A 22,224-nucleotide genomic window follows, 5' to 3' on the forward strand; every position below is an offset into this window, starting at 1 on the left:
TACTCCCTTACACTTGCATCCGCATCACTTCCTGGTATGCATCAATCACCTTATTTCTCACTTGCATCAAAAGTTTGAAAGATAAACCGGCTTTTTCCCCGGCAATGACCGCTTGATGAATATTCACGTTTTCTCCATGGGCAACGGCTTCCTCTAAACGCCCGGCCTCATGTTGCATGGTATTGACCGACTCCACCGCGTTTTTCAAGAGATCGCCGAATCCCTTGTCCTGGCCCGTTGGTCCTTTGAGCGGCGTGACCCCAAACGGCTCTGAAATACCTTCAATGCTTTTTATCGGGAGATATTCCATTTCATTGTCCTCCTTCCTTCAAGATTGGGACACCTTAGCGACTCATTTCTAATGCACGAAGTGTCATGGTTTTGCCGGTTTCCATCACCGCTAAATTCGCCTCGTAGGCACGGGTCGCGGACATGAGATTCACCATTTCCTCGATCGGATTCACATTAGGAAGATGTAAATACCCTTGGTCATCCGCATCGGGATGACTGGGATCGTACACGGTCCTCAACGGCCGATCGTCTTGGATCACATCCGTCACCCGAACGCCTGATGGCCCGGACTGATCGCCAAAGGCATTGGCAAATACATTGGAAAACTCTTGCCCGGCCGGTGAGGCCTGAAATACCACATCACGCCTGATGTACGGTCCCCCTTCCGGCGTCCGGGTGGATTCTGCATTGGCCAGGTTGCTGGCAATGATATTTAGCCGCTGCCGTTGTGCATCTAAGGCAGACCCCACCACCGCAAACACGCGATCAATATTCATTTCAGCCTCCTTTTCCGACACCCTTTTCAGATCTTCCAATCCTTCTCATCCTCAACAACTTCCCGATTCCCTCGCTCTGTTTTCCTGGAATCAGCGTCATAACGGCTATCAGTTCAACGGCTGTCACCTACCGCCATTTCCTCCATCAATAGCCGCATTCCACCCCTCGAAGCGACCTTTTAGAAATTGACTGACCGCCATATACATCAAGGTATTTTCCGCCATCAGGGTCATTTCTTTTTCCAAATTCACAGTATTTTCGTCTAATCCGGCTCCCGCATCCTGTTTAATGGTGTGCTGAAATATCCGGGAATCCTCTGAGCCAATGCGCACGTGCTTCGGATTGGTGACGACTGATTCCAATGGACCATCCCCTCGAAGAACCGCATTAAACGTTTCCTGAAAAGGCAGGATCCTGGACTTGTAGCCAGGTGTTTCTTCGTTGGCCATGTTGGAGGCAATCGTTTCCTGAATCCCGCTCCGGACATCCAGTGAACGCTCGAAAAGTCTCGTACCTTCATCCCAAGGGGAAATCATCATGGCAGTTTCTCCTCTCCGGTTCCCATGTTCTCCTGTATCTTCACCTGTATCCCTTCCTCCCTGACCATGGAATCCTTGACGTCGTCATTCAAGTCAGCAACACCAATGCCAGAAATCATCCGTAAGGAATCCACATGAAGGAGAAAAAAGAGTTCCTCACGTTTTCCCCGTCACGTTTTCCCCCCTTACGCCTACTTCTCACGCTTTACATCTTGTCTGGTCTGGAGGAAACTTTTGCCTGTACCGGCATATTTTTCCGCTCAACTCCTGTCATTCCTCATAACAGATCGAAGCGAGACATTCTGATGTTCTCCGACTGCCTCAAGTTATATACTCAACGAAAGACCACCGTTTAACTGTCGATATTCCCGCAATTTATTCCGTAATGTACGAATGCTGATTCCCAGGGTCCTGGCGGCATGGGTCCGATTGCCATCATGGCGCTCCAGGGTTTTTAAAATAAGTTCCCGCTCCATTTCCCAGATAGTTCCACTTGGCGCACTGGCATGATTGGCCGTCAACACGGGTTCCTCAAACTGAAAATGCTCCATTCGTAAAGGGCCGTTACCGGCTAACAACACGCCTCGCTCAATCACATTCTCCAGTTCCCGCACGTTACCCCGCCACGGCCTCCGCTTCAAATGCGACATCGCCTCTTCAGAAATCTCACACGGTGTACGCCGGTTTCGCCGCAATGACCGGTTGGCAAAGTATTCCGCCAACAATTGAACGTCCGCAGGTCGATCACGCAACGGGGGGATAGTGAACGGCATCACACTCAGCCGGTAATACACATCCTCACGAAAGCGCCCGGCCTGAACTTCCTGCGCCAGATTCCGATTCGTGGTGGCAATCACCCGCACATCCACCTGCACCGGCTGCCGTGAGCCAAGACGATCCACTTCACGTTCCTGAAGGACCCTGAGTAATTTGGCTTGTAACCCCAAACTCATTTCCCCGATTTCATCCAACAACAAGGTCCCCTGGTGGGCTAGTTCAAACTTGCCGCATCGTCTTGCGAGGGCACCGGTAAAGGCTCCTTTCTCATAGCCGAATAATTCACTTTCCAAGAGTCCTTCCGGCAGAGCGGCGCAATTGATGGCCACGAAGGGTTGGGAGGCACGTGGGCTATGACGATGGACATGCCGCGCCAGAACTTCTTTTCCCGTCCCGCTTTCCCCTTGAATCAAAATTGTCGCCTGGCTCCCTGCCACCATTTCCAACATACTGATCGTCTGCAGCACTTTCGGATCTCTGGTCAGAAATCCTTCACGCGGTTCCTCACGGCGGTTTCTTTCCTGTTCCCTCAAGACATCCAGTCCTGAGACAGGCTGCTCATACTTTAACTGGTCAATTAATTTTTCAAGACGATCCAGGGGAAACGGCTTCTGAAGGAAATCGGTGGCCCCATATTTGAGAGCCTCAACGGCTGCATCCACTCCACCATATGCCGTCATGACGACCACAGGCATATGGTAGCCCTGGCTTCGAACCTCACGTAAAAATTCCATTCCGCCTTTTCCCGGCAAATTCAGATCAGTCAACACCAGCCATGGGGCTTCGCGTTCCATTCGCTCCAACCCCTCATAGCCATCTCTGGCAACCGTAACGGCATACCCATGTTGGCTTAATGCGTGAGTCAGGGCTGATTGCAGTTGCTCATCATCTTCAACGACCAGGATCCCCCGGCTCGCTCCACCCTCAGTGTCTATCATGCCAATCTCCTTTATTGGGGAAGAAATAGTTTGACCGTTGTTCCTTTGTCCGTCTGGCTTTCTATCTCAATTCTGCCTTGATGCACCTGGACTATGTCTTTCACAATCGAAAGCCCAAGACCGGTCCCACCCTGACGCTTCGAATAAAATGGCTGAAATACTCTGGAGAGTTCTTCTTTGGACATCCCACATCCTTCGTCTCGAATACTTAATGCCACGCCATTGATTCCAGGAGAGACGGGTTCTCCAGTGATCGGCAGGGACATCAGCCGACAACGAATTTCAATATGACCGTCTTGCGGGGAGGCCTGAATCGCATTCAGGAGCAGATTCAAAAGGGCCTGCTTTAATAACTGCTCATGCCCCAAGATTTCGAGATGTGACACTTCCTTCTCCCGATGGATAGTCAGCCGTTTTCTTCTGAAGGAATACATGGCTAAGAGCTCCACATCATCCAACAGCCTCGAGAGGTTCACACTCTGCCGCTCCCGCTTCAATGGCGTGCTCGCCGTTAAGAGATTCGAGACCAGCCCATCCAATGAACGAATGGCCTGAAGTAATTGACCCGCCAGGTCCCCGCGTTCCAAACCGGACTGACGGTCGCGGCCCAATAGTGTGGCAAACCATTCAATACTTGCGAGCGGATTGCGAATATCATGCGCCAGCCTCCCGACCTGTTCTCCTATGGCCGCCAAGCGTTGAAGCTGCTCCGTCCCTTCACTGAGCACCTCCTCTTCGTATCTGAGATAACGAACAGTCAAACTGGAGGGTTGATCCCCCCCCCCTAACGGACAATCCCAACAGGACACCCGGCCCGCCTTCCATTTCCAATCGGTAAAGGGAACCGTCGGCCACACCAGGGAAGTCCAGAGATCCTGAATGTGCCAATTCATCTTCTTCCAATCGATTTCTCCCATCAGGATTTGAGCCTTGTGATTGGCAGTGACAATCCGGCCTTTCCGGTTGTAGAGCAAGGCGGGTAACGGAAGACTCTTCACCAAACGATGAAGGTGATGATGCAGTCGTTGCGTTTCTGCATACTTGGCCTCAAGCGCCAGACTGAGGGTTTCACTGGAAATTGTCGGCTCCGTGATAGGGTCGAGCGTCGGCCAGGACGTGTCCCCGTTTTTTTTGGAACTGAGCGCGATCATCGGTTTAGGATTTAATTGGGACATCGGGTATCCTGGTTGATGGCGTTTCATTCAATGACATTTCATCCAACACCGCCGTGGCGGCTGAACGAATCGTATGTTCCAATTCTGGAGAACGGGTTTTTAATTCCTTGATTTCGGCAAGTAGTGACGCGGCTTCAGCGGATTTGCCCATATGTTCAAACGAGACCGCCAACCGATACTTAGCCCATGTGTGCAACGCCGCTGGCACATCCAAGGCCAGGACTTGATCGTACAGGCTCTGGGCTTCGACATAGTCACCTTGATCAAACATGGCATCCCCCAAGCGGAGAACATCGGAAGCCTGAGCGGGTTCGATAGACACCGCCTGTCGCATGTCTTGAACCACTAACTCCATCTGCCCGAGGGCTCGATTGGCGCGTGCCCGATTCCTGAGCAAATAGCGTTGTCCCACTTCTCCATCGACATGCTGTAGGGCCGACGTGAAATTCCGGATCGCTTCTACATACCGTTTGTCAGCGAAGGCTTCCATGCCGAGGGCGATCTCCACTTGCCCTCGTCCTCGGCCCTCCGGAAACTCCTGTAGGTAGGATGCCCCCACCTCTCGAACCAATGAACCGTTGCCTTGCTCCTGAGCGACCAGAACCTGCTGAAGAAGAATCTCTTCCCGGTGCGGACTGTTGGGGTACTCCTTTATGAGTTGGTCATACCAATGCAAGGCTTCAGCAGGAAGATTCACCTGCTGATAGGCTTGCGCCACCATCAAGAGTCGCTCCCGCTCCAATGGCACCAGCTGAAACGCGTCCCGATGGTCGGCGTGAAACTTGAGTAATGGTACCCAGGCTTTCCGAGCATAGAACCAGCGAATCTGATCCTGTAACAAGGACGCGAGTCGTTCCTGCCCCTCCAGACGTTTTACATCCGACGAGGCCGCGATAATGAGACGGGTGAAAGTCTGAACGGCATCAGAATAATCCTCTAACGCCTGATACGCTTGCCCCATCCACAGCAGGCTTTCATCAGCCACGTCGTTTTCAGGTGCATAACTTAACGCACCCGCGGTTTCCAGAACATAATCCCATGAGAGCGAGAGGTATATTTCCAATTCATCTAACCGTTGGTAGACCTTGTTCCAGTCTTCCTTAGCATGCTCCCGGGAAACAAACTCCACGATCCATCTGGTGAGCGCAGCCTGCCCGCGTCGACCGGGCTCCTGATCCGGAAATTGTTGTCGGGCATGATCCGCAAAATACAAGGCTAAAAAATCATGCCCTTCCTTTCGTAATTTTTCTGATATGTGGTTGAGGGCTCTCCCGGCTGCTTCCTGATGCGGATGAAGATTGACTGTCAATAAAAATCTGGATATCGCCATGGCGGGATTTCCTACAGCAATTTCTGTCAAGCCATAGTGATACGATGACTCCGCAGACTGGCGAATGAGTTCAGGCCTTTCGGCTTCCACCACCCGATACCAATAGTAGGCCTGCTTCCAAGCCTTTGCCTTGGCTGTGGCATCGGCCAGCCCTAATGCACCTTTAATGCGATGGGCATTCCACTTGGGTTCTTCTACCACCCGCCGGAAGATCAGTGCTGCCTCCAAATATTGTTTATTACTCAGATACCCTAGTCCGGCCTCAACCATGACTCCTCCCGCTAATGGATGTTCTGGATAGGACCGGAGGAATTCTTCGAATATCCCGCTGGCTTCTGAAAACCATCTAGCCTCCCAATACACTTCCCCCATGGCACAAAGAGCCCATGGAGCATACACACTTTCCGGATGACTTGTTTTCATGGCCTGTAACCGCTTAATTCGTTGAAAATTTTCTTTGCCTGGTTCATCCGAAGGATCAGGAAGAGAGGCCATGACCCAACGAACGCCTTCTGCAAACTTTCCGTCTTCCTGTTCATTCAGATAGGTAGCAAACATGTCTCGGGCTTCCAAGAGTTGTCCGGCCCGCATAGCATCCTGTCCGTGTTGAATCATCTCTGGCATCACCATATCCCTGGAAACGTACCAGGAAAATTCAGAACAGGGGCCTCCCATAACCGTGCTGGGCCAGATAAGACACGACAGGGCAATCCAAGTAAATTTCCTCACTTTTTGTTTCTGCTCCAACCTGCTGAACGTATTCAGCAAAAATTAGACCGGAGTTATTCTTGCCGGGGGAAAATTTTACTCACAGGGTTTTTGTTGATAAACCAGGAGGTTTGAGACAAACACCGACGAGCGGACAAAATTGCCGCCGTCAAGGAGTTGACGCAATGGTCAGAACCTCAGGCTGGTTTGGAAAGGGAAAGGGAAAGCTAGAACAGGGTAGGAAAGGCCAACGGTCTTGTATCGTTACACGTCAGCCAGATCTTCCGATGGCGCGGCCCGTTGTGCGACCACTTCGGCCAGAGATTTCTTTTTTAACTTTTCAATGAGAGTGGTGCGATTAATTTGCAAAAGACGAGCCGCCTTACTTTTGACCCAATTGGTTCGCTCAAGAGCCTCAAGAATCAGCCGGTTTTCAAATTCCTCAACTGTTCTGGAAAGATCCATCCCGGCCACCGGAATTGCCGCCGGCATGGTGGGGAGATGGGAAGGTGGGAGTCGCCTGATTTTTTCCGGTAAATCTCCCGGGACTATTAATCCCCGCCGTTTTAAAATAGCAATCCGCTCAACAATATTCCCGAGTTCACGAACGTTTCCCGGCCAGGGATAATCACATAAGAGACTCATCGCGTCCTCAGCCACACCGGTGAGTTCCGCTTTTCGCCGATCATTGAACATCGTAATGAAATGCTGGAGTAATAGCGGGATATCTTCCACGCGTTGACGGAGAGGAGGAACAAGAACCGGCACCACATTTAACCGATAAAACAGATCTTCTCGAAATTGTTTAGCCGCGACCAGGGTTTCAAGATCCTGATTGGTGGCGGCAATGACACGGGCATCCGACTTATAAGTTCGACTACCCCCCACTCGTTCAAACGTTCGCTCCTGCAGGACGCGAAGAAGTTTGACCTGGAGCGGAGGACTCAGATCACCGATTTCATCGAGGAAAATTGTTCCTCCAGTCGCCAGCTCAAATCGTCCCACTCGTGAGGCCACCGCTCCGGTAAATGCCCCTTTTTCATGACCGAACAATTCACTTTCCAATAACGCCTCGGGGATCGCTCCGCAATTGACAGGAATCAGGCTTCCCCGGTGCCGCGTGCTATGACAATGAATGGTTTGGGCAATTAATTCTTTGCCGGTTCCACTTTCCCCTAAAATCAGCACGGTACTATCGGTGTCCGCCACGCAATCAATCAACTGAAACACCTCTTGCATCACCTGACTGGAGCTAATGAGTTTTCCCAAACTAAATTGCCCCTTGACGGTTTTCTTCAGTTCGACATTCTCGTCCTGAAGACACTTGACCCTTAAGGCACTGGCAACAGTGGCGCTCAAGACATCCATGGAAAATGGTTTAGAGAGGAAATCAAAGGCGCCGGCCTTAATGGCTTTCACCGCCATCTCTACCGACCCATATCCTGTCATGACGACCGTCACAGGATGATTCGGGAGCTGCATAATGCGCTGAACCAACTCAATTCCGTTGATGTCGGGGATCATCACATCGGTCAAGACAATATCGAACAGGGAGGACTCGGCGAGAGCCAAGGCATCGCTTCCTGATTCCGTGTCCACAACCTGATGCCCTTCATCCTCAAGCTGCAACTTGAGGGACTCCCGCACATCTACCTCATCTTCAACCAGCAGGATCCTGGCAACCTGCTTCGTGATACCTGATTCAGCCGAATCAAACACATCCATGAATGGCCTCCCTCTCAACCCATATAAACGCACATCCCGTTGACCCGGTTGTGCGGTGAAGGAACATAGCTACCCCATTTGACGGGGAAGGTCAAGGGTTGTCTTCTAATTTGCCCCAAACGTTGCTGAGTCCCCTCTCCGATCTCCCTGAAACCCTTGAATCGGCCTTGAGTCCAAAAAGACGGTCAGAGCGGTTTGAGCAAAAGGCCTATTTAAGAAAAATAAAATACGTTCCGATAAGAATACGTAGGCAAAAACAGAAGGAACCTCTGAGGATCGGTCTCAACTACTCATGGACACGCCACATATTCCACAGCCTGCACCCATGCCGATTTTCATGCTCTTTGATACCCAAACGGGTTACCTCTATGGTCATCTATTTGCGACAGGCCCGGAAGATCCTTTTTTGCAGGAAGTCATTGACTGGTGGACCCACTATTGTTCGAATACACCTATTGGAGTGGATTATCCAGGCGTGACCAAACACCCGCAAATGGCGAGCAATCTTTCCTCTAATTAATCAAGGCAACACCGTCCAAATCGCTAAGCCGGACCGGAAAACCAACATCAATCCTGACAGGTGGATGACCACGACGTTAGCATTGGCTTCCGTCTGGACAATCGCATTGCCGGATGGAAGGTCTTGCGGGAAAAATCCTCCGGTCAACGCAGAAAATCCCAATGCCCGTCTGTTGGTAATGAGAACAGCCACATGGTCATTCACGATACTCTCCACCAACAACTCTCCAGCTCCCCAAGAGTTTCGTTTCCAACGACCCAGATCACTTTGAAAACCATAAGCCGCCTGTTGCCCTTGAACGATAATCATTCTGGGAGTGACCGTCGCAGTGACCTCCTCCTCCGCCGAGGAAAGGTTCAACTCCACCCACCGTTGTAAACGACCTGAAAACCCCAGCAACCTTGTGGTGGTCTGGACATATCCGGTCACGCCTTTGGTTTCAACTACCAGCACGTCTTCTCCAGAAGCTAATACCGTTTTGGCAATACCTTCGCCGGAAGTGATACCAAACAGTTGTCCCCTTGCTGACGTGATAGTCACCTGATCGGTGACAACTTCTTGCGACCAAACATGAAGCGGCCAGCCGGCCAATCCCCATAAAATCATCACCGGTACAATGCACCAATGGACAGGCATAATCCGCATGACCGTTACCGGTAGTCCCAGGGAACTCCACGCTCTCCGCCCATGATGGGGCCCAAAATTAACTTCATTAATTGTGTTCCATGCCCTTGGGTCCCCCACAACCCAGTCAAGCTGACGAGCCATTCAATTTGAGAACGGTCAGGAAGCTTCGTATAGGTGAGCCCAAGCGAAAAACATCGGCAAGGATTTTGGTACAATCCCACCACATCCAATTCAGCCGTCTCCCCTGTCCGGAAGTCATGATACCATTTGGTGCCCAAGGTCACACCATACGGCAACCGCACTCCACCCCCGGTCGTCAAATAGAGGATTTCCTGGGCCGGAGCCAAAACTTCATTAAACGACACGGGGTTCCAAATATCTCCCCGACGGACTCTCGACCCTTCTCTCGCGTACCGTTGCCCAACGGTCACATACCACGCCTGTCGACTTTGAATGAACACGTCGGTGTTCATCTGAGAAAAATATTTCCTGTTCGGATCGTAGAAGGCATCCACTCTCAGATCGAATGCCGAGATGAATGCTGAGGAATTCACTGGTGAATGAAATTGCCCCCGTGTCCAGATATCCGAAAATTTGGAGGCCAAGGGCGACGGATTGGCCACATGATAACTTTGGGCAAATAACAGATCCAACCAGGAATTAGATTCCGTGCCACCAATTTGGCTCAGACGATTCTTCAAGGAATAGGTGACCAGACTCTTTTGAATCAAATCATCTACCGCATCGATCTGAACGAATTCCGCTTGTTTCGTCTGTGGCACATACTCATAAATCACATTCGGTTGAATAGAATGTCGGATCCAATCCCCCTCGCCGATGGAAAACCGTTTCGACATATTCGAAAATAATTCAGCGCCTACCCAAAAGGTTTCACGATGTTGGAATGATTTCTCGGTGATTCCCCGGGTATAGCCCACTTCACGAAATTTGACTTGAGGACGAAATCCCAAGGTGTGCCCCAGATGGAGTCCTTCCATCGAAAGCCCCGGCAACACGTCGAGACGACCAACATTGAACCCCGTCTGCCTGTAAAATTGCACCGCGGTCGTTTCCGCTGTCAGAGATATGGGACTGCCCAAGACACTGGGATTCACGAAGCGATGCCCGACTTCAGGTAACCGCTGAAAAGTCGAATTCCCGCCCGTGGCTAACGGCTGAATATATTGACCCGAAAAATACAGCGCTCCATGATCAAGTCGTTGCAAAATGGTGAGATTCGATTCTTGACTGGGTAAAGCCCGTTGAGTCCCGGAACTGCTGAAATTTTGCAGAACCGTGCGATCACTTGAAAAGTTGGCCCGCATGCGTAAAGACAAATCGGGATTGAATTGCTGAACATGAGCCCCCCGAACTTCGGCTCGCCCACGACTTTGCTCGGTATCATAGAGCGAGCGTATCAACCATTCTCCCTTTGTGAGCCGATTCCACACATAGCGATATTGCAGATCCGCACCTCCTCCACGCTCCGTTAATATCTGCGGGGAAACGGTTAAATCGCTACTGGGATTAATGGCCCAGAAATACCCCTGCCGATACTGGTACCCGAAATTCGTATTGTACCCGGTTGTCGGAAACAAGAATCCGCTTTTTCGAGAAGCGCCAAGCGGATATCGAAAGGTGGGAAGCGGGATCACCGGCACATCGTTCACATTGAACCACACGCCTTTTCCAAACAAACTGTCCTCATATTCCAAATCCATATCTTGAAACTTAAATCGCCATGCCGGAATCTCGCCATTCTGGACATCACAATTGGTAAAAGAGCCCTCCTTGACCCGATAATGGGTTTCGGAAAATCGCTGAAGCCGTCGCCCCGTGACAAAGGAATTCTGTTCCTTCCAAAAAATTTGTCCATTGGTAATGACACCCGCTTCGGTATTGAGATTCAGCTGAAGCGTTTCCGACCAGATATCCGTCTGGGCATCCTGTAAATGCACATTTCCGCGCGCCGTTAAACGCCCCGTGAGTCTTTGAAGAGTGGCCTCATCCGAATTAAGATGAATGGGACCACGCCTAACATCCACGGCACCGATAGCGTGATATTCTTCCCGATCACGACTATATTCAATCCGGTCGGCATTAATGGCGACGGGGGATCCCTCTGAAGTTGATTCGGCAGGCTCCTCCTGAGACGAGGTATCTGCGGAGAGTCCCTCGGATTCCACAGGGTCGGAATCGGCTTGTCCGAACGCCGTTTCTCCCGTTGCCGACATCGCAAGAAGAATGAATACACCGACCAACAACCCATGAGATCGGCGAGAGAGAACACGCCGGTCTACACCCAGGCCCGCACCAGTCACGTTGGGGAACCCGGCTGAGTGAGCCGATTGAGTACCTCCCCAACCAAAAATAACGAACCAGTGACACAAATGACGTCTGATGGATTCGCCATTTCCTTGGCTTGACAAACAGCCTCCCATGAATCGGCAAGTAGACACGGAACCAAATCTTCGCGATCGACCAGGCGCTTGAGCTCATCCACCGATGCCGCTCTTTCCATCCGTGGCTGGGTGAGAATCAGGTGGTCAACAAGAGGAAGAAAAACGCGCAGAAATCCTTGCAGGTTTTTGTCACGCATCATCCCGACGACCAAAATGAGTTTTCGTCCCGCGCCATCATGAATTTGTGAGTAGAGAAAGTCAAATAACACCTGAGCACCGGCAAGATTGTGAGCGCCATCCACAATTAAAAGGGGATTGCGATCCACAACCTCTAACCGACCCCTCCATTTGACACTCTGCAACCCAATCCGGATCGCCATCTGCGAAACAGGGAAGGTGCCATCAACGCCCGTCTCCAATACCGCCAGCGCATTCGTGGCATTGACCATCTGATGACGGCCAAGCAAATTGGCCTGTATTGCCGGAATCGTCCATCCCAGCCCTTGATAGGTAAAATTCGTCGCACTGGTTTCCAGGAAGGAAAACTCCTTTCCCATCCGAAAAATTGGCGCTGACCACTTGCGGGCCTGAGTTTCAAAAATCTGGGTAATATCCTCCGGCATCGGACCCAACACGATCGGAGCCTTTTGCTTAATGATCCCGGCCTTCTCCTGCGCAATCATCTGAAGAGAGTCCCCTAAATACGCTTCATGATCGAAGCTAATTCCCGTAATCAGGACACCGATGGGGTTTAACACATTAGTCGCATCAAAGCGTCCCCCCATGCCAACCTCTATTACAGCGATGTCTACCTGCTCATTTCTAAAATGCAAAAAGGCCAGTGCGGTGGTGAATTCAAAAAAGGTGAGTGCGGTGAGGGAATTGGCCGTATGCCGAATCTGCGCAATCAAGCCACAGACAGCCTCTTCAGAAATATCTGTTCCCTGAACCCGAATGCGTTCGCGGAAATCAATTAAATGCGGTGAGGTATACAGTCCGACCCGATATCCGCCTGCTTGAAGAATCGCAGCCACCATGGCCGATGAGGACCCCTTCCCATTCGTGCCGGCAACATGAACCGTGGCGTACCGGTGCTGAGGATTGTCCAACCGTTCAAGAATATCGGTAATGGCCTCCAATCCCAGCTTGATACCAAATCGATGCAAGGAAAAGAGAAAATCGAGGGTTTCTAGATACGTAGCCACAGGAATCAAAACTAGGCGGGAGACAATAAAGGGAAGGAGATTTCGTATCAATAATAACTACAGTGTATGGCTCTCACCATTATCGGGTCTTTCGTCAAGCCTGTTGAGATCCACAGGGGTACAAGGTGAATCGGACCATTCGGCGGCTACACCGAAGAGGAAGAGACTGTGGTCACACAATGCGCAAGCAACGTTTCCAGGGTCGCCTTGAGGATTTTCCGTTCCACGATATGATCAACCATGCCATGCTCCAACAAAAACTCAGCACGTTGGAAGCCTTCCGGCAAATGTTCTTTGATCGTTTGTTCAATAACCCGTGGGCCGGCAAACCCGATCAGTGCCTTCGGTTCAGCCAGAATGATATCCCCTAACATCGCGACACTGGCGGTGACCCCTCCAAATGTCGGATCCGTTAGCAGGACAACAAAGGGAAGTCGAGCCTCTTGCAATTTCGCCAAGGCTGATGCCGTTTTCGCCATTTGCATGAGTGACAAGGTCCCCTCCTGCATCCGTGCCCCACCGGAGGTGGTGACCAACAAAAATGGCATATGGCCGATCAACGCCTTATCGATTGCTCGGCAGATTTTCTCGCCAACCACCGATCCCATACTGCCACCCATAAATGAAAAATCAAAAATTCCGAGGGCAGCGGGTTTCCCGCCGATTTGACATCGTCCAGTCAAGATTGCTTCTTTTTTTCCCGTTTTTTCCTGAGCCTTTTGAATGCGCTTACGGTACGGCAGCGTATCAATAAACTGTAAAGGATCCCCCGGGACTAACTCTCCATCCCATTCCTCGAATGAACCGGGATCGACGATCAACTCCAACCGCTCACCCACCGACAGGGGAAAATGGTATTGGCATTTCGGACAGACTTTTAAATTTCGTTCAACTTCGCGTTTAAAAATAATGGTGCGACAGACTGCGCATTTGACCCACATCCCTTCCACGATTTTAATGGACGTGCCTTCGGTATCCGTGTTTTTGTTCCGTTTAAACCATCCCATAGATCAGTCTACCCTTAAGCTTCTCTCATGAACACAATGCACGCGAATCCACATGTAGTTCTGGCGGTGAAAAAGAAAATTCGAGAAAGGAAGGGAAAGAACACAACAAGAAATCTGTACTTCGACACAGTCTTCAGTCACGATACGACCTTACCATAGGGAGGTTAAACCGGCAAGAATCCCCCGGAGAAGGTGCCTACACCGAAGACGATTCCAGAGTATCAGCAGAGTGCGGACAGGAGAAACAGGGAGAAGACACGAGGGTCAACCACCCCTTGCATGCATTTCCAGATGTGGATCCTGGCGCAACCGCTCAATGTCAATGTACCGGCCACGACCGCTGACCTGTTCAAGCTCTTTTCGTTCTTCCGCCCCACGATCTTTTCGAGATTCCCAGACAGACTGAATGATGGAAAGAATATCTTCTCGTGGTCGTTCCATCCGAAGAAGCTTGCGAAGGTCAAGACCTGTTTTGGCATACAAGCATAAATACCACATCCCATCAGCCGTTAACCGACTCCTGTCACAGGTCGAACAGAAAGGTACTGTGGTGGAAGAAATAATACCAAATGTCGTGCCGTCAGGCAGCCGAAATCGCTGTGCAGGAGCCGAGCTAACCTCCTCCACCGGTTCAACCTTCCCATAATGATCTCCGACCATCTTTAAAATCTCTTTCCGGGAAAGAACCTTATCCGCTGACCAGTCATTGGCTCCGCCAACGTCCATATATTCGATAAAACGGACTTCTCCGTTGACCTGCTTGCCGTATTCAATCAAGGGCAGAACTTCATCTTCGTTGTACCCTTTCATCGCGACCGTATCCAACTTTAATCCTGTAAATCCGACTCGCCCCACCGAGGCAATTCCCTCAAAAACACGATCCAACGTATCGCGTCGAGTTAACGCCTTAAACCGCTCTGGCTTCAACGTATCCAGACTCACTGTGACCCGATGGAGCCCTGCATCGAAAAGAGCCTGAGCCTGTTCACTCAACAACACCCCATTGGTGGTCATCGCAATATCCTGGATGCGAGAGTTTTGACGAAGCATTCTAATGAGTTCCGCCACATTATTGCGTAATAGGGGCTCCCCCCCGGTAATACGCACTCGATCAATTCCCTGATCGGAAAACAAATTCGTGAGCAAGGCGATTTCTTCAAACGTCAACAGGTTTTCTCGAGGAAGCCACACATAATTTTCCTCGGGCATACAGTACTGACACCGTAAGTTGCATCGATCGGTCACGGATACCCGCAAGGATCGCAACGGACGCCCCAAGCTATCTCTAACCGCATCCGGCAGAGCCACAGCTTCACCCGCCTCCATTATGGATGTTCCTCCACCCACACCTCGCCTTCCGGCGTCGTTTCCATCTTCCAGATTGGAGTGATTTTTTTGAGTTCATCAATACACCATTGGCAGGCCTTGAAGGCATCGGCCCGATGTTCGGCCCCCACAATGATCAGCACAATATTCTCACCAATTTCAATTGGCCCATAGCGATGGAGCACCAAGGCCTCAATTATGTCAAAATCCCGAAGAGCCTGTTCGCGAATTTCCTTGAGTTTTTTCTGCGCCATTCCTTCGTAGTGATCAAAACTCATGGAACTCACGTCTCGGCCTTTGGAGTGGTCACGGGCCGTGCCCAAAAACATGGCAATGCCACCGATCCGACGGGATCGAGACCGCACCCGATCCAATTCCTCATCAATTGAAAAATTTTCCAGTTGCACCCGAACCAACATGCTTTCTACAAGATCAACGGCCATCGGATTACCCTTTCTCCTTAGCCCATGATACGCAGGACCCTCCGGCAAAAGGAGGCAATAATGCTATCTCGTCAGCCTCTTTAAGCACTGTGTCCCAATGTGCAATTTCTTGATTCACCGATATCAATACCTTTTTTTTATCGAGTAGTTCCCCAACTTGAGGATGCTCAACCTGAATGGAGTGAACTAGATCCCTGACCTGTCCACCTTCGGCAATGGCGACCTCCAAATCCTTTCCTCCAGGAATCATGGTCTTTAACATTCCGAATAATTTAACCTTCACAATTCTACTACTCCCACGACCAGACAAAGACAACGGACATCACCCACGGCTATTTTGTCTTTTGAACACGGACATACGTACCAGACTTTCCCCCTGACTTCGACACAAGAGCAATTTCTCCAAACTCCATGCCCTTATCGACCGCCTTACACATATCATAAATGGTCAGAGCGGCCACGGACACTGCTGTCATGGCTTCCATTTCCACTCCGGTGTTTCCCGTGGTTTTCACCGTTGCGACAATGGTAATCGCGTACTTTCCATCAGAATTAGGCTGAGAACTCTCTTTGAAATCTACATCCACACCGGTCAACAGAAGGGGATGACACATTGGGATCAGATCGGGAGTCCGTTTGGCCCCCATAACCCCGGCCACTTGGGCTACGGCCAGCACATCACCCTTCGCAATTCGACCCTCATGAATTTTCTCAAGGGTTTCCGGCAAAATAAACACCTTCCCTTGGGCTACCGCTACACGCTCGGTTGAACGCTTGTCGGTGACATCCACCATTCGAGCCCGACCGGATTCATTAAAATGCGTAAGATTCGCCATATTCAAAAATTACCACAGATAAAAAACCTCTTGAAAATCAGTAGATTATAAGGACAGAGGAAAAACGACGTCAAGCAAAACATACCCTTGAATTCTCCCTTGACACCCGACCTCATTCCACCTATAAACAGTCGGTACTACCATATTATTCAGAGATTTCACCCATGGACACCACCACAATTATAGCCAATCCTACCCTCGCAAATAAAAAGCTAGGCCTCCTGCTCTCAACCTCACCTGAACATCCCAATGCGGAAACCGTCTATTATCTCGCCAAAACCGCCTTGGCCAATAAGGTAGATACTTATCTATATTTCATCGATGAGGGAGTTAAAAACCTAGAAGACCGAAGGTTTTCCGAGTTGGCGAAGGATGGACTGAAGTTATTTGTATGCGCCTATGGATGCCAACAACATCACATCTCCACCGACGGATATGGGAAAGAAGTGACTTTTTGCGGCTTGGTCATTCTCTCAAATATCATCGACGGGTGTGACCGCTTTTTGGCCTTTAATTAATATCTCGCCCCTCGCCTCTCGTCCGGATCATCATACTCAATCCTGACTTACAGACGATATTCGCCTCAATGGAGTGCCAGAGCCAATTGTGTGCTGCTATTTTGTGGATATTTTGCTGCATGGTCTTTAATCCATCGCATGATTGTCATCTTTCCTTTTCTATGGGCATAACCAAATTTTCCATTTGAATCTAAACCAGCTAGACGGTACAGTACATAGCAATGCTGACTTCAACCCGTTATTTAATTCTTGAGACCGCCATTGACCTGTTGGGACGTGACGGGGCCAGTGCGTTGACACTGGAGCATGTCGCTCGGGAAGCTGGACTGAGCAAGGGTGGGTTACTCTATCATTTTGAGGGGAAAGAACAGTTACTGACAGGGCTCATAGAGTTACTCATACAGGATTTAGACCGCAAACAAGTTGGGAATTTTCTCTCCAGCTCCATTGATGAAGAGCTTCCCTGGCCAGCAATTGAGACTGATATAGTCGAAAATCCTATAAGCCATCGCTCTCTGCAAGGGCATGAAATTGCCTCAATTCTCATGGCTGCTCTTGCGATCAACCCCAATCTCCTTGATCCCATTCGAGAGCGATACCAAAATTGGCAAAGCATTTTTTTGGCTAATACCGTTGATCCAACCCGCTCCCTCGTTGGACGGCTTGCTACCGAAGGGTTGTGGTTCAGAGATGCGATGGGATTAGCCCCACCAACTCGCGAGCAACGAGCTGCGCTTGTTCTGGAGATCCAATCTCAAACACAATCAGGAGAACCCATGAGAGAACCTTCCGCAAGTATCATACCCACACAGTCTACAGACGCCTTTGCGGAGCTCGCTTCTTTTAAGGCGAATGTAGAGGAACTTGAACAACAAGCATATCAAACCACACAAGTTTCTGCGCGTTCACTATTGGCGAAACAATATTCTCAAGGGTTTTGGCAGGGCGATCTTACTGCCGACACAACATTGGAATCCGACTACGTGTTGCTTTTACTCTGGCTCTATCCACCGGAAAACGGTGTGTGGGAGCCTCGGATTCAGACCAAAGTGAAGGAGGCCATACGCACCATCCTTGACCGCCAACTTTCAGATGGGGGGTGGAATATCTACTCAGAGGGCCCAGCCGAGGTGAACGCAACCACCCGTGCGTACGTGGCACTTCGCGTTGGCGGCCATGATCCTGACCAACCACTTATGCAGCGGGCACGTGAATGTATTCTTGCCCTTGGTGGGCTTCAGGCAACCAATAGCTATACCAAAAATAATCTAAGCATGTTTGGTCTTTTCCCAAGAAAGTACACTCCCAGTGTGCCGCCTGAACTCGTCCTTATCCCTGGGAATGTCTTGTATGAAATTTCATCGTGGAGTCGGGCCATCGTCGTCCCACTCTCCATTCTTCAAGCGTCCGGGGCACAACGTAGAGTGCCTGGGAATTGGACCGTTGACGAACTAATGGTGCCCAATCGGAAGCTGCGATTTCCGAAAAAAGATCCCTTTTCTCTCATGTTTCATCAAGTGGATAAGATTTTAAAAATCTGGGAAAAACGGGGATTTAAGGATATTCGCGCCAAGGCGATCCGCGAAGCAGAGAAGTGGATGCTGGATCACATGCGGTTCACGGATGGGTTGGGAGCGATTTTTCCGGGGATGATGTACGCCCTCATGGCGATGGATGCTCTTGGCTATGAGCGTGACCATCCCGACTTTATTGAAACCCTTGGCCAACTCGAAGGACTCATTCTTGAAAAGGAAGGTGCTCTGCAGTTTCAGCCAAGCTTATCACCGGTATGGGATACTGCCATCTCAATGTTTGCATTGGGAGAACTCGGCGTTGGGGAACCGCAGGCTATGCAGCGGGCAGCCGACTGGTTATTAAGCAAAGAGGTTCGCCGCAAGGGAGATTGGTCCGTAAAGCGTCCGGATTTACAGCCTGGAGGATGGCCCTTCCAATTTGCGAACGAACTCTACCCGGACATCGACGATACCGCCATGGTCCTGTTGGCACTTGAACATGCCAAGGCCTCGGATCCTGACCGGCAGACTCGCGCCGAAGGACGTGCCATCAACTGGTTATTAGGGATGCAGTCCTCGGACGGAGGTTGGGCTGCCTTTGATGTCGATAATAATTGGGCCTTACTGAATAAGGTCCCCTTCGCCGACCACAATGCCATGCTTGATCCAAGCTGCCCGGACATTACGGGACGGGTGTTGGAGGCGCTCTGCAGGCGTGATTACACACACCAACATCCGGCAATCGCCCGTGCCGTCCAATTTCTTTTGGGCCACCAACAAGCCAACGGGAGTTGGGATGGACGCTGGGGAGTAAATTATACCTATGGAACTTTTCTCGCCGTACGCGGCCTTCGCGCAAGTGGTTCCCCAACTGCAAACTCCGCAATCCAGCGCGCCGCCACATGGGTACGCTCAATCCAAAACCAGGATGGTGGTTGGGGGGAAAGCTGTGCCAGCTACGAAAAGCAGGAATTTGTTCCCGCATCAAGCACACCTTCACAAACAGCCTGGGGCTTACTCGCACTTGAAGCAGCTGGCGATCGAACTTCAAAAAATGTTCATCAGGGGATCGAATGGCTACTTACACATCAGAATCAACAGGGAGGGTGGGACGAAGAACTTATGACAGGAACCGGGTTCCCTAACGTTTTCTATTTAAAATATCATTTGTACGCACACTACTTTCCCTTGTTGGCCCTTGCCACCTGGCAAGCAGGGTTAAAGAATTCATGACCATGCATTTCTCTCGAACAAACTAGTCCGTTTGTTATAACCACGCAATATTTACACAAGGGTCCTTTTCTCGCAGAAACGCAAGACAGGGGCTCAAGGAAATCATTCTACGGTCTACATCTCAGAGCAAGAGGGAGTGGTCAACAAGTCCCACCCGACAATTCCTTCGACCCTGCTCGGGGCATATTGTTCTAGGATTCCGATTACCGCTGGCTTTCGGGTTTCCAGCTCAAACCGATATTCAGAATGCGTTGAATCAGCGCTTCATAGGAAATACCGGCTCGTTCAGCCGACTCGGCGAGATCTTCACCATAGGCCAGCTGGGCATTGGGATTGGCTTCCAGAATATAGAGATGTTCCTGAGGGTCTAACCGAAAATCCATTCGTGCATAGCCGTTTAAGCCCAAAATATGAAAAACCCGTTTGGCCGTTTGTTGAATATGACGCACCAACTTAAGGCTTAACCCCTCGACCTCACCCGATTGGATCCCATATTTTTTTTGATATTTCGTGCTCCATTTCACTCTGGCAGTCGCAATCGGCAGAGCATCAGGAGGAAGATTTTTCAGGTGGAGTTCCCAGACCGGCAGGGCTTGCAAACGTCGATTCCCTAACACACCCACGTATAATTCCCGTCCTTCAATATACCGCTCGACAATGACACTCGTGCCCACACTCTGATGCACAAATTCAACACGTTCTTTTAATTTGTCCTCGTCATGGACGATAGACGCTTGAGAAATACCGAGGGATGCTTCCTCACTAATGGATTTGACAATGACCGGAAAGGGAAACTCTTCTGCCCACTTGATCACCCGCCCCATAGGATAGACCACAAACTCCGGGCATCGAATGCCATGGTAGGCCATAATTTTTTTTGACCAGCCTTTATCACGAGTGAGCACGAGTCCCTTGGGATTACAACCGGTATAAGGCACTCCGAGGAGCTCCAAATAGGACACCACATTTTGATCGAACTCCGGATTGCCATTGAATTCTTCCAACAGATTGAAGGCGATGTGAGGTTTCCAATCCGTTACCAGGTTATCAATGACGCTTAAATCGTCCCTCACGCCGACGGCCATCACTTCATGGCCAAGATCGCGTAGAGTGGAGACCACATCAAATTCGGTTTTCCATTCGACCTCGGCCAAATCGGCATGTTCCACATCGTCGGGGGGCACCAGATCTTGATGCATAAGGGCCATGACACGAAGTTTTCTCATAACACCACCCGATGGCGTCCACCATGCAAATAGTTCATCGTTTGCACCGTCAATAAAATGGTAAAATCCACTTTTGCCTGCTCTTCAGAAACGGCTAACCGTAAGTTCCGTTCTCGGCAATGCGCCATCATATCCTGCAAAACCTGATCAATGGTATATTGATACTCTCCCGTCCATGCAGCAACCTTCCGCCGGACTTCTTTTCTGAACTTCCTAATAAAATTTTCAGCGGACAGATTTGTCGATTGATCCGGGTCCCCCGAAAAGAGACGCCGCAAGTCCCGATCATAAAAGTTTGGGTAGTCCAGCCCGTATCGTTCCCGCTTGCTCTGGTAATGTTCCCGGAGCGTTTTGTGAAGACGGTGAATCGGATCCACCTGCTCCCTGGTCGTCACAATGGGCGCAACCCCCACCAACTCCTTCATAAGCCCGTCCATATACTCCAATTTTTTAAGTGCCGGCCATCCGGCATAACGCTCACGCCAATGTGAGTGCGGGGTGAGCCAGACCGCAAAGGTTTCCGCAAAATCCTCGTCGGGATGACTCTGGGCATACCACATATCAAGATGCAACACAAAACTTTTACTGTAGGGCTTTGGCAAATAACAATCTGGATACGGAACCGAAGTATGTCCGAACATTTGTTGTCGGCTGCGCCGCCGCCGTAAGCGGTAGGCATTCTCAATCGCATGACCCGTCTCGTGTCGAAGTATCCGCATACACCATTCCGGGGTTCCCCCCTCCACTTCCAACATTTGATTGAGTTCCAGTTTCGCTAACCGCGGATGCCCCATATAAAACGGGACGGCAAGACCCGGCGTGCCATCGGGTGAATACCAATCGTCAGACAACCATATGTGGGGACGAAACACCAACCCTTGATCTTTCAATTCGCGGTATAGCTGGCGTACGCATTGACCCAATTCAGTTCCTGAAATACGGATCTTTAAATCGGACAACCGGAGATTCAACAGCTGTTCATCAGACCAGGAAACCCATTCAGGCTCTGCTGGGACAGGGGGCGGAATATTAGGCAATAGATCCAAACTCACAACCTCCTCTGCCAGTATCGGTTTTTGATCATCATCTCATACGCTTTCGCTGGAATCCGTCTAGAACATTTGACAAACCATGACGCATCAACCGGCAGATGATGTGTAAATCTTCACTCCATTTCCGCTATAAGTCAAAAGTGAAACCATGTTTCACCAATTCTCAGTTGCCCCTCTTGAATTCCATAGCTTTTACCTTTTTGCCTATGGTAGATTGCCCCTCTTTTTGAGAAATCCTTCATTCAGTACCATGCAGTTTTTTATTCACACTCCGAGTCAGCGCGTCTGAAGAATCAGTGCCCAAGGCTTCATTCATTTTTTTGGTCTTCATACA

At 50.3% G+C, this 22,224-nt stretch carries 20 protein-coding genes; 3 read left to right on the forward strand and 17 right to left on the reverse strand.

The window, feature by feature from the left end:
• Positions 1-7: 7 nt before the first annotated feature.
• The 7 genes from fliE to ACWHYD_RS12170 all read right to left on the reverse strand — a co-directional run bounded on the left by fliE (position 8) and on the right by ACWHYD_RS12170 (position 7,981).
• The gene (gene fliE, locus ACWHYD_RS12140; protein ID WP_447962299.1) at positions 8-310 is read right to left on the reverse strand and encodes a flagellar hook-basal body complex protein FliE; all 303 of its coding nucleotides are present in this window, start codon (positions 308-310) and stop codon (positions 8-10) included.
• Between the two features lie 34 nt (positions 311-344).
• Positions 345-788, reverse strand: coding sequence for a flagellar basal body rod protein FlgC (gene flgC / locus ACWHYD_RS12145; protein WP_447962300.1), 444 nt, complete (start codon positions 786-788; stop codon positions 345-347).
• Between the two features lie 123 nt (positions 789-911).
• Positions 912-1,328 carry a flagellar basal body rod protein FlgB gene (gene flgB / locus ACWHYD_RS12150; RefSeq protein ID WP_447962301.1) on the reverse strand — a complete coding sequence of 139 codons (417 nt, stop codon included), beginning with the start codon at positions 1,326-1,328 and terminating at the stop codon, positions 912-914.
• A gap of 326 nt (positions 1,329-1,654) precedes the next feature.
• Entirely contained in the window at positions 1,655-3,043 is a 1,389-nt protein-coding gene (locus ACWHYD_RS12155; protein ID WP_447962302.1) for a sigma-54-dependent transcriptional regulator, read from the reverse strand.
• An 11-nt stretch (positions 3,044-3,054) separates the two neighbouring features.
• Positions 3,055-4,218 (reverse strand): two-component system sensor histidine kinase NtrB, encoded by a 1,164-nt coding sequence (locus ACWHYD_RS12160; protein ID WP_447962303.1) that lies wholly within the window; start codon positions 4,216-4,218, stop codon positions 3,055-3,057.
• On the reverse strand, positions 4,199-6,172 hold the full coding sequence (locus tag ACWHYD_RS12165) for a tetratricopeptide repeat protein (protein WP_447962304.1): 1,974 nt from the start codon (positions 6,170-6,172) through the stop codon (positions 4,199-4,201). The genes ACWHYD_RS12160 and ACWHYD_RS12165 overlap by 20 nt, the downstream gene beginning before the upstream one ends.
• 348 nt (positions 6,173-6,520) lie before the next feature.
• Positions 6,521-7,981 (reverse strand): sigma-54-dependent transcriptional regulator, encoded by a 1,461-nt coding sequence (locus tag ACWHYD_RS12170; protein WP_447962305.1) that lies wholly within the window; start codon positions 7,979-7,981, stop codon positions 6,521-6,523.
• Between the two features lie 292 nt (positions 7,982-8,273).
• On the opposite strand from ACWHYD_RS12170, the gene ACWHYD_RS12175 reads away from it, so the two are divergent.
• Positions 8,274-8,501, forward strand: a complete 228-nt coding sequence (locus ACWHYD_RS12175) for a hypothetical protein (protein ID WP_447962306.1) — start codon at positions 8,274-8,276, stop codon at positions 8,499-8,501.
• On the opposite strand, the gene ACWHYD_RS12180 is transcribed toward ACWHYD_RS12175, so the two are convergent.
• From ACWHYD_RS12180 to moaC, 8 genes are all read right to left on the reverse strand, one after another.
• Entirely contained in the window at positions 8,502-9,110 is a 609-nt protein-coding gene (locus tag ACWHYD_RS12180) for a hypothetical protein (RefSeq protein ID WP_447962307.1), read from the reverse strand. It abuts the gene before it with no gap.
• 41 nt (positions 9,111-9,151) lie between these two features.
• On the reverse strand, positions 9,152-11,449 hold the full coding sequence (locus ACWHYD_RS12185; RefSeq protein ID WP_447962308.1) for an LPS-assembly protein LptD: 2,298 nt from the start codon (positions 11,447-11,449) through the stop codon (positions 9,152-9,154).
• Positions 11,446-12,735, reverse strand: coding sequence for a bifunctional folylpolyglutamate synthase/dihydrofolate synthase (locus ACWHYD_RS12190; RefSeq protein WP_447962309.1), 1,290 nt, complete (start codon positions 12,733-12,735; stop codon positions 11,446-11,448). The genes ACWHYD_RS12185 and ACWHYD_RS12190 overlap by 4 nt, the downstream gene beginning before the upstream one ends.
• 146 nt (positions 12,736-12,881) lie before the next feature.
• The gene (accD, locus tag ACWHYD_RS12195) at positions 12,882-13,742 is read right to left on the reverse strand and encodes an acetyl-CoA carboxylase, carboxyltransferase subunit beta (RefSeq protein WP_447962310.1); all 861 of its coding nucleotides are present in this window, start codon (positions 13,740-13,742) and stop codon (positions 12,882-12,884) included.
• A gap of 264 nt (positions 13,743-14,006) precedes the next feature.
• Complete coding sequence (gene moaA, locus ACWHYD_RS12200; RefSeq protein ID WP_447962311.1) at positions 14,007-15,068, reverse strand: GTP 3',8-cyclase MoaA; 1,062 nt, start codon at positions 15,066-15,068, stop codon at positions 14,007-14,009.
• Entirely contained in the window at positions 15,068-15,511 is a 444-nt protein-coding gene (locus tag ACWHYD_RS12205; protein ID WP_447962312.1) for a molybdenum cofactor biosynthesis protein MoaE, read from the reverse strand. The genes moaA and ACWHYD_RS12205 overlap by 1 nt, the downstream gene beginning before the upstream one ends.
• 4 nt (positions 15,512-15,515) lie before the next feature.
• Positions 15,516-15,794 carry a MoaD/ThiS family protein gene (locus tag ACWHYD_RS12210; RefSeq protein ID WP_447962313.1) on the reverse strand — a complete coding sequence of 93 codons (279 nt, stop codon included), beginning with the start codon at positions 15,792-15,794 and terminating at the stop codon, positions 15,516-15,518.
• A 49-nt stretch (positions 15,795-15,843) separates the two neighbouring features.
• Entirely contained in the window at positions 15,844-16,347 is a 504-nt protein-coding gene (gene moaC / locus ACWHYD_RS12215) for a cyclic pyranopterin monophosphate synthase MoaC (protein ID WP_447962314.1), read from the reverse strand.
• Positions 16,348-16,511: 164 nt separating this feature from the next.
• Here moaC and ACWHYD_RS12220 point away from each other — a divergent pair, with 164 nt between their 5' ends.
• Entirely contained in the window at positions 16,512-16,865 is a 354-nt protein-coding gene (locus ACWHYD_RS12220) for a DsrE family protein (protein ID WP_447962315.1), read from the forward strand.
• Between the two features lie 221 nt (positions 16,866-17,086).
• Complete coding sequence (shc, locus tag ACWHYD_RS12225; RefSeq protein ID WP_447962316.1) at positions 17,087-19,612, forward strand: squalene--hopene cyclase; 2,526 nt, start codon at positions 17,087-17,089, stop codon at positions 19,610-19,612.
• A 203-nt stretch (positions 19,613-19,815) separates the two neighbouring features.
• Here shc and ACWHYD_RS12230 read toward each other — a convergent pair whose 3' ends face one another.
• Positions 19,816-20,838 (reverse strand): D-alanine--D-alanine ligase family protein, encoded by a 1,023-nt coding sequence (locus ACWHYD_RS12230; protein WP_447962317.1) that lies wholly within the window; start codon positions 20,836-20,838, stop codon positions 19,816-19,818.
• Positions 20,835-21,884 (reverse strand): putative zinc-binding metallopeptidase, encoded by a 1,050-nt coding sequence (locus tag ACWHYD_RS12235; RefSeq protein ID WP_447962318.1) that lies wholly within the window; start codon positions 21,882-21,884, stop codon positions 20,835-20,837. The genes ACWHYD_RS12230 and ACWHYD_RS12235 overlap by 4 nt, the downstream gene beginning before the upstream one ends.
• Positions 21,885-22,224: the final 340 nt, after the last annotated feature.

It is taken from the genome of Nitrospira sp. Ecomares 2.1 (assembly GCF_965152585.1).